This window comes from Streptomyces sp. NPDC087215 (assembly GCF_044744885.1).
In the GTDB taxonomy this organism is placed as follows: Bacteria; Actinomycetota; Actinomycetes; order Streptomycetales; family Streptomycetaceae; genus Streptomyces.
In genome coordinates, this window is sequence record NZ_JBIUZD010000001.1 from 308565 (window position 1) to 315302 (window position 6738).

The 6738-nt window shown below is 74.9% G+C and carries 3 protein-coding genes; all 3 read right to left on the reverse strand.

From position 1 onward, the window contains the following. Positions 1–161: 161 nt before the first annotated feature. Entirely contained in the window at positions 162–1469 is a 1308-nt protein-coding gene (locus ACIO92_RS01285) for an RICIN domain-containing protein (RefSeq protein ID WP_402280511.1), read from the reverse strand. A gap of 67 nt (positions 1470–1536) precedes the next feature. After that, entirely contained in the window at positions 1537–2319 is a 783-nt protein-coding gene (locus ACIO92_RS01290) for a hypothetical protein (RefSeq protein WP_402280509.1), read from the reverse strand. Positions 2320–5416: 3097 nt separating this feature from the next. Then, positions 5417–6097 (reverse strand): type VII secretion system-associated protein, encoded by a 681-nt coding sequence (locus ACIO92_RS01295; RefSeq protein ID WP_401236356.1) that lies wholly within the window; start codon positions 6095–6097, stop codon positions 5417–5419. Between the last annotated feature and the right edge of the window lie 641 nt (positions 6098–6738).

Sequence of the window (6738 nt, forward strand, 5' to 3'; positions counted from 1 at the left end):
CGGCCCCGGCCCCGGCCCACGGCGACACACGTGCTCTCACCCGATGGCCCCAACGAGCCGCCCCGGCCGGTCGGGGGTTCCCCCGAGTACGGGCCGACGCGGCGGGGCCCCGGCCTCCGCAGGGAGGTCGGGGCCCGGTGGGGACCAGCCGGAGGGCCGCTCTACCAGAGCGTCCACTCGAAGTCGTCGCCGCCGTGGCACGGCTGGATGTCCAGGGGGGCGTCCACGGGCTGGATGCCCGCGCCGCTCACCACCTCGAGGCACTGGTTGTCGCTGGCGTAGTTGCGGATCCAGAACGTCTTGCCGCCGCGCGAGTCCAGCCACCACAGCTGATTGTCGTCGGTGGTGCCGTTGCAGTAGAACTCCGCGATCCGCGTGCCGGGAGGGCGGCCGTCGAACTCCCCCAGGTCCATGCAGAGCCCGTCCTTGCGGTTCCTGATCTGGAAGAGGTCCGTGGAACCGGGGCCCTTGCCCTTGTACCTCACCTCGAAGTCCCAGAGCTGGTTGTCCTGGTCCGTGCCGTTGCAGTACCACTGGTTGACGGGACCCTTGGCCTGGCCCTTGCCGTTGTACGGCACGTCCGCGCACATCTTCGTCGAAAGGTTCCTGAGCAGCACGCGCTTCATGTTGGAGTAGTTGGGCGGAGGCGGGGGCTTCGGCTTGTCTCCCTTCACGGGCGCCTTGGGCTCCGTCTTCTTCTCCTCCTCCTGAGAGGGCTGTTCCTTCCGCTTCTCGCCCTTCGCCGGGGCCGGCGACGACGGGGGCGCGGTCGGGCCCGGCGCTTCCTTCGTCCGCGTGGGCTCCGCCGTCTTCGGGCTCGGGACCACGGTCTCCGGCGACTTGGGGGCGTAGTTCCCCGGCCGTACCGTCTCCGTGTCCTTCTGCAGGGTCTGCGCCGACGCCTGCCCGGCCATCCCCGCGGGCTCGGTCTTGTCGTCGTCGTAGTCGCCGCCCATGACGAGGAACGGCACCGCTATCAGCAGGGCGCCCCCGATGCCCGCGGCGGCCAGCAGGGCCTTGGTGGGGCGCCCCGAGGGGGGTTCGTCCTCGGCGGAGCCGGTGTCCCCCTCCGATACCCCGGGCGGGCTCCCGTCCTCGGCGGTCGCCGCCGCGAGCGCCCCCGCGCCGCCGTCCGTCCTTCCCTCCGCAGAGGACGACTCCCCGGAGGACGACTCCCCGGAGGAGGTCTCCTCGGCCGAGGGCGGCTCCGCGCCGGAGGCGGTGGAACCGCCCTCGACGGAGGACGGTTCCGATATGTCCCTGGATGGCTCCACCCCGGTGGGTGGCTGGGCGCCGCCCTTCGCACCGCCGTCCGGGGAGGAGTCCGGCTCCTCCCCGGGTACGGCGGTCACGGCGTCGGCCGAGCGGGGCCGCAGCGCCTGGGCATCCGGCTCGGTGTTCGTCCCGCGCATGGTGACGGCACGGCGTACGACGGGCCCGGTCAGCCCGTTCTCTTCCTGTGCTGGCATCGAGTCTCCGCTTTCTGTTCGGCCAGGTCGGTCAGTCGGTCAGTCGGTCAGTCGGTCGATCAGTCGGTCAGTCGGACGGTGTACGGGCCGTGGCCCGTCGCAGCGGGCCCGCGCACGGCCAGGGCCATGCGGGCGGGCCGGGCGTCACGGGACGGTCGCGCAGCGCCTCGTCCAGGCGGGCGAGCGCCGCGAGGTCCTCCGCGTCGAGTTCCGCACCGCCGTGAGGGGCCGGGAGGTCCGGGCGGGTGAGGGGCACCTCGCGCAGCAGGGTGAGCGGCGAACCGCCCTCGTCCCGGACGTCGAGCACCCGCAGGAGAGTGCCCGGCGGCAGCACCACCTCGTGCCGGGCCGGGCCGGACCCGGGCCGGTCGGCGAGCTGACGCACCCGGCGCGCCGTCACCGACCACACCGCGTACCGCGCTCCTCCCGGCATCGGTACGTCCGCCCCGGCGGGCAGCGCGCACACGGGTGCGGGGTCGCGGAGCAGCGCACCGGGCTCCAGGACATCGCCGTCCGGCTCGTCGGCATCGCCTGCGCCTCGGAACGCGAGACCCCGGTACGAGGGCATCCGACGCAGTCCGGAGGTCACGCAGGCGGCGTACGGCAGCAGCCGCCGATCGCCGTCGCGCAGTCCCCGGGCCAGCGCCTCGGGGCTCAACGGGCCCTCGGGGGTGTGCAGATAGAGGTGGAGGGCGATCAGGTCGGCGCGGACCGCTTCCTGCTCCTGGCCGCGCAGTGCGGGCAGGCGGGTCAGCGTACGGCTCACGGCGGTGCCGTGCCGGTCCCATTCGGCCCCCGCCGACGCCCGGAAGGCCACCCGTTCGGCCTGGGTACTGACATGGCCGGGCATGAACGGCACCGGAAGCAGCGGGCCGAGCACAACAGGCCTATTTGTCGGTGGTGTTGGGGGTTTCGGAGTTGTTGGCGTTGCTGGAGTTGTTGCATCCGCTGGGTGGATCGAGGCTGTGGGGCTGAACGGGGCAGCCTGGCCGGTCGGAACGGTCGGGGTGGTCAGTACCACCGGATCGGCAGGGTCAGTCGGGGCCGTTGAGGTGGTGGGGACTGTCGGGGCCACCGGGGCAGCAGGGGGCGCGGAGACGGCAGGCATTCCAGGGTTCACGGAGGCCGCCGGGAAGCCCGGCTCGGCCGGAATGCCACCTCCACGGGGAACGTCAGGGGCTGCCCGGACTCCCGCGACAGCCGGAACCGTCGACGTAGGCGGGGTGGCCGGGACCGTTGGGATGGACGGGGTCTCCGGGACCGCCGACACGGAAGGGACCGACGGATCGTTCGGGAGCACGGCGGCGGGTGGTTCGGCCGTGGTCGTCTCCGTCAGGGCGACCGTGGACCCGGTGGGCATCCCCGTGGCGGTGGGTACGGCGCGCGGCGGTGGCACCGGGTCACCGCGATCTGCCACGTCCGGGGCGGGGCCGCCCTCAGTCACGTCCCGCCGTCCGGCCGGCCGCTTCCCCGTCTCGTCCGGGGCCGCACCGGTCCGGGGTGGTTCCGGGGCCGCCGTCTCCGGCGGGTTCCCGGGTCCCTCGCCGATGTCCGGCACCGGGCCTCGCCCCCGCTCCGGTACGGAGACCGGGGGCCTCGCGCGGTCGGCGGTCGTGGTCGGCGCGCTGTCCGAAGCCTGGGCGGGGCCCACCGGTGTTCCGCCACCCGCACCCGGCGGGGTGTCCCGGCAGGTGTCGCCATCGGGCCCCGCCGGAACAGCGCGTACGCCGGTCTTGGGCGCCGGTGTGTCACGCCCCGCGGCCCGCTCGGGCCCTGACGTCCCTCGCCCTGCGGACGGTACGGTCCCGTGGGCGCCCGGCTCCGGGGCGAGGCCCGTCATCGGCGGGCGGACGGGAGAGGTACCCACGGGCGCCCCGGCCGATGCCGGGGCCGGTGACAGGGGCGGGGCCAGCGACGGGGCCTGTGACGATGACGGGGCCTGTGACGGTGTCAGGGCATCCGGCTTCGCCCCTGACCCGCCCGTCACGGCGGACCCGCCCGAAGGCACGGGCCGTCCCGAAGACGTCGGTCGCCCCGCCGAGGGAGCCGACGACGCCGGGCCCGCGACCGCATCGGGGGTCACGTGGTGCGTGCCGGACGTCGGGGCTGTCCGCGTCCCGGGGGCGGGAGCCGGTCGGCCCGGCTGTACCGCCCCGCCCGCTACGACGCCTCCGGGCTGCGGCGGGCGGGCCTCGGCGCCGGTCGGCGGGGGGATGACGGGGCCGTCCGTGCCCTCCACCGCCGGGCGTCCGGGACCATGACCGCGCGGGCCGGTCTCCGGGGACGTCGGCCGCGCGCCCGGTGCCGGGAGCGTGCCGACGGACGGCAGAGGGGCCGGGGCGGAGCCGGGGGCGCGCGCGGGGCGGGGGGTGAAGCGCAGGGTGCGGACACCGTGCCGGGCCGCCAGGGTCCGCAGTGCCTGTCCGCCGTCCGTGGCCGTGCCGTGGACGTACAGCCGGGCCCGGCGCGACAGATCGGCGCCGAGACCGGAGAGCAGCCGGGCCAGTTCGGGCCAGAGGGAGGCGTCGAGTTCCTCGGCGGGGCGTCCCACTTCGATGGCGGGTCCCTCGGGGTCCACCTCACGGGTCACGGGGGCGGGGGCCTCGGCGTCCGGTCCGGCCTCCCCGGTGATCCAGAGTCCGGCGCGGGTCACCGTGACCTGCCACCGGTCGGAGAGCCGCACCGTGCCCTGTTCGGCGTTGCCGCGCCCGGGGACGGGCGATCTCCACCGGAGCAGGCGGGGGGCGGGCGCGGGCGCGCCGTCGACGGCGGGCGCGCACACCACCGCGTCCACGAACGGCCGCCACCGGGCGGCCCCGTCGGCACCGATGACCACGGACTGCGCGAGGGCGCCTCCGCCCGGGGTTTCGGGGCCGAGCAGCGGCATCCCGGTGCTCACCACCAGTTCCGTCCCGAGCAGTTCGGCCGTCTTCTGGCCGGTGCGGAGGATGTCCCGGGGGCTGCCGGGGGCGAGCCGCACCCGGGGGCGGAGGTCGGCGGGCAGGGCGGTGAGCACCTGACCGAGGTCGGACGCCGAGACGTCCGCGCCCTCCGGGACGCCGACGAGGACGGTCGGCCCCCGGGGGTCCACCGGCACCGAGTAGCACAGGTCCCCGCGCTCCGGCTCGGCCGCGTACGGCGAGCGCGCCAGCAGTCCTGCCGGGATCTGGTGGATCACACATCCGCTGTCCGTGCGCCCGGGGACCCGTTCGACCCCTTCCTGCCAGGCGGGGGGCGGCTGGCGGGTGCCCAGGGCCATCGGCCGCACCCCGGGCGAGAAGCTCCACCAGCCCCGGACGTGGGGCGGGTCGGGGCGGACGAAGAGGGAGCCGCCGGGGACGATCTGGACCTCGCCGTCGGGGGCGATGACCTCGATCTCCCAGGCGTCGGCCACGCGCCTTGCCACGGAGGGCCGTTGGGGCCGTTCGTCCCCGGCGCCGGACATGACGAGCCGGACGGTTCGTGTTCCCGTCTCACGGAGGGTGTCGAGCAGTGTGCTGAGGGTTCGCCAGAATTCCTGCTCCGATGCACCGTTCGGGCCCATCGTGCCGGTGACGACGGTGGTGACGCCCGGCTCCGCGCCGAGCAGGTCGGCCAGTTCGCGCGTGGCGGTCCCGCCGATGGTGGTGTCGTGCGCGGTGCGGAGCAGCACCAGCGTGCCGTACTCCTCGACGAGCGGGGCCCGGCCGTCGTCCGGGGCGGCGGGGCCGGTCTCCTCCGGCGGGGAGGCGGACGCGCGGGCTCGTCCGGACTCCCGTCCCGCTCGGGCCCGGCCACCGAACCACCACGACCGGTCACCGCCGGAACGGCTCACGTCGCCTCTCCTTCCCGCTCGGCTCGACCCGGCTGATGCGGCGCATCCGCTCGGGTTCCCTGTTCGTCACGCGGCCACCCTTCCGGCTTCCTTCTGGGCATCGAGTGACCTCGCACGACGCATGACCTGGATCTCATGGGGCACTGTGCGCGGTCGTGTCGCGGAGCCTTGCCGACTGCGACGGGACCGGGGCGTCGACGACCGTCCGTTCCCCGCCCTCGTCCGTGCCTCCGGTGCCGCCCCCGGGGAGTTCGGCCGTGGCCGCCATGACGTCGGCCAGCCCGTCGGTGGTCAGCACCATGCTGACCGGGGCGGAGCTGTTGATGCTCAGGCTGTGGCCCTCGGGCAGCCGTTCCAGCAGGTCGGGTACCCGTATCCGCTCGAATCCCAGGCGTCCGGCCGCGTGCAGGTACGCGGGCGAGGTGTAGACCGGGACGACCGCGGTGCCGTCGGGCGCCGAGGCGCTGACCGGTTCGCCGTTCGCCGTGACCAGCACCGCCACCTCGGCCCGCGCCAGGGCGGCGGCGACGTCCTCGGCCGGGCCGTAGCCGGTGGTGGCGAGCTGGATCGCGGCGTCCACGTCGTCCTCGGGCTCGGGCCAGCCGAGGGCTTCCGGGGAGGGCCGGTAGGTCGCGTTGTCCTGCCATTCGACGATCGCTCCGTCGCCGTCGGAGCGCCACTGGCCCACGACGGCCCAGTCCGGCGGCACGCCCTCGCCCTGCCAGGCGGGGTCGGTCAGATAGAGCCAGTGGTCCGGCGAGAGCCTGGCAGCCCTGATGAACTCCTCCGGCGGCTGCGGGATGCCGTCGCCCACGGACGGGGCGGTGTCCGTCCCGTCCGTGGTGGCGGGAGCGGACCCGGCGGAGAGGTGCGCTCCGGTGTCCGGCGCCCCGGCCGACCGCTCGGCCGTACCGGCGGGGGAGGGCACGGCGGGGGATCCGTGGTCGTTCATCATGTCCTCGCTCACTGGGCCGACTGGTGTCACTGCGGTGCGGGTTCGGCACGGCCGGTGCGGCGCCCTCGGGGGTCCGGCGCTCCCCCACGGGCCGGTGCTTCCCGACCGTGGCGGTCCGGGCCACCCGGGTCCGTACGAATACGCGGACCAGGTCGGCTCCCGCGTCGACTCCCTTGACGCGGGGAGCCGATGGCGCAGATCGTGTGGATCAGGGAGACCGCTTGGAACTCGGAGCTCTCGGAGCCCGACCAGATCTCGGAGATCAGGAAGATCGGGAAGCTCCATCATCACATGTGGGGATGGCGCAACGCCCGTCACCTGAGGTGTTCTTGAGGTAGCGCCGACGGGGCGGACCAGTGACCTCCGTGCGGACCGACGCGTTCTCGGCGCGTCCACGCGGGCAGACGCCACGCCACGGAGAGAGCCCTCCCTACGGAGGGAGTGCTCAGCGTGGAGGGAGTGCTCGGCGTCGAGGCTCGGGCCCACGCCCGCAGGGGGTG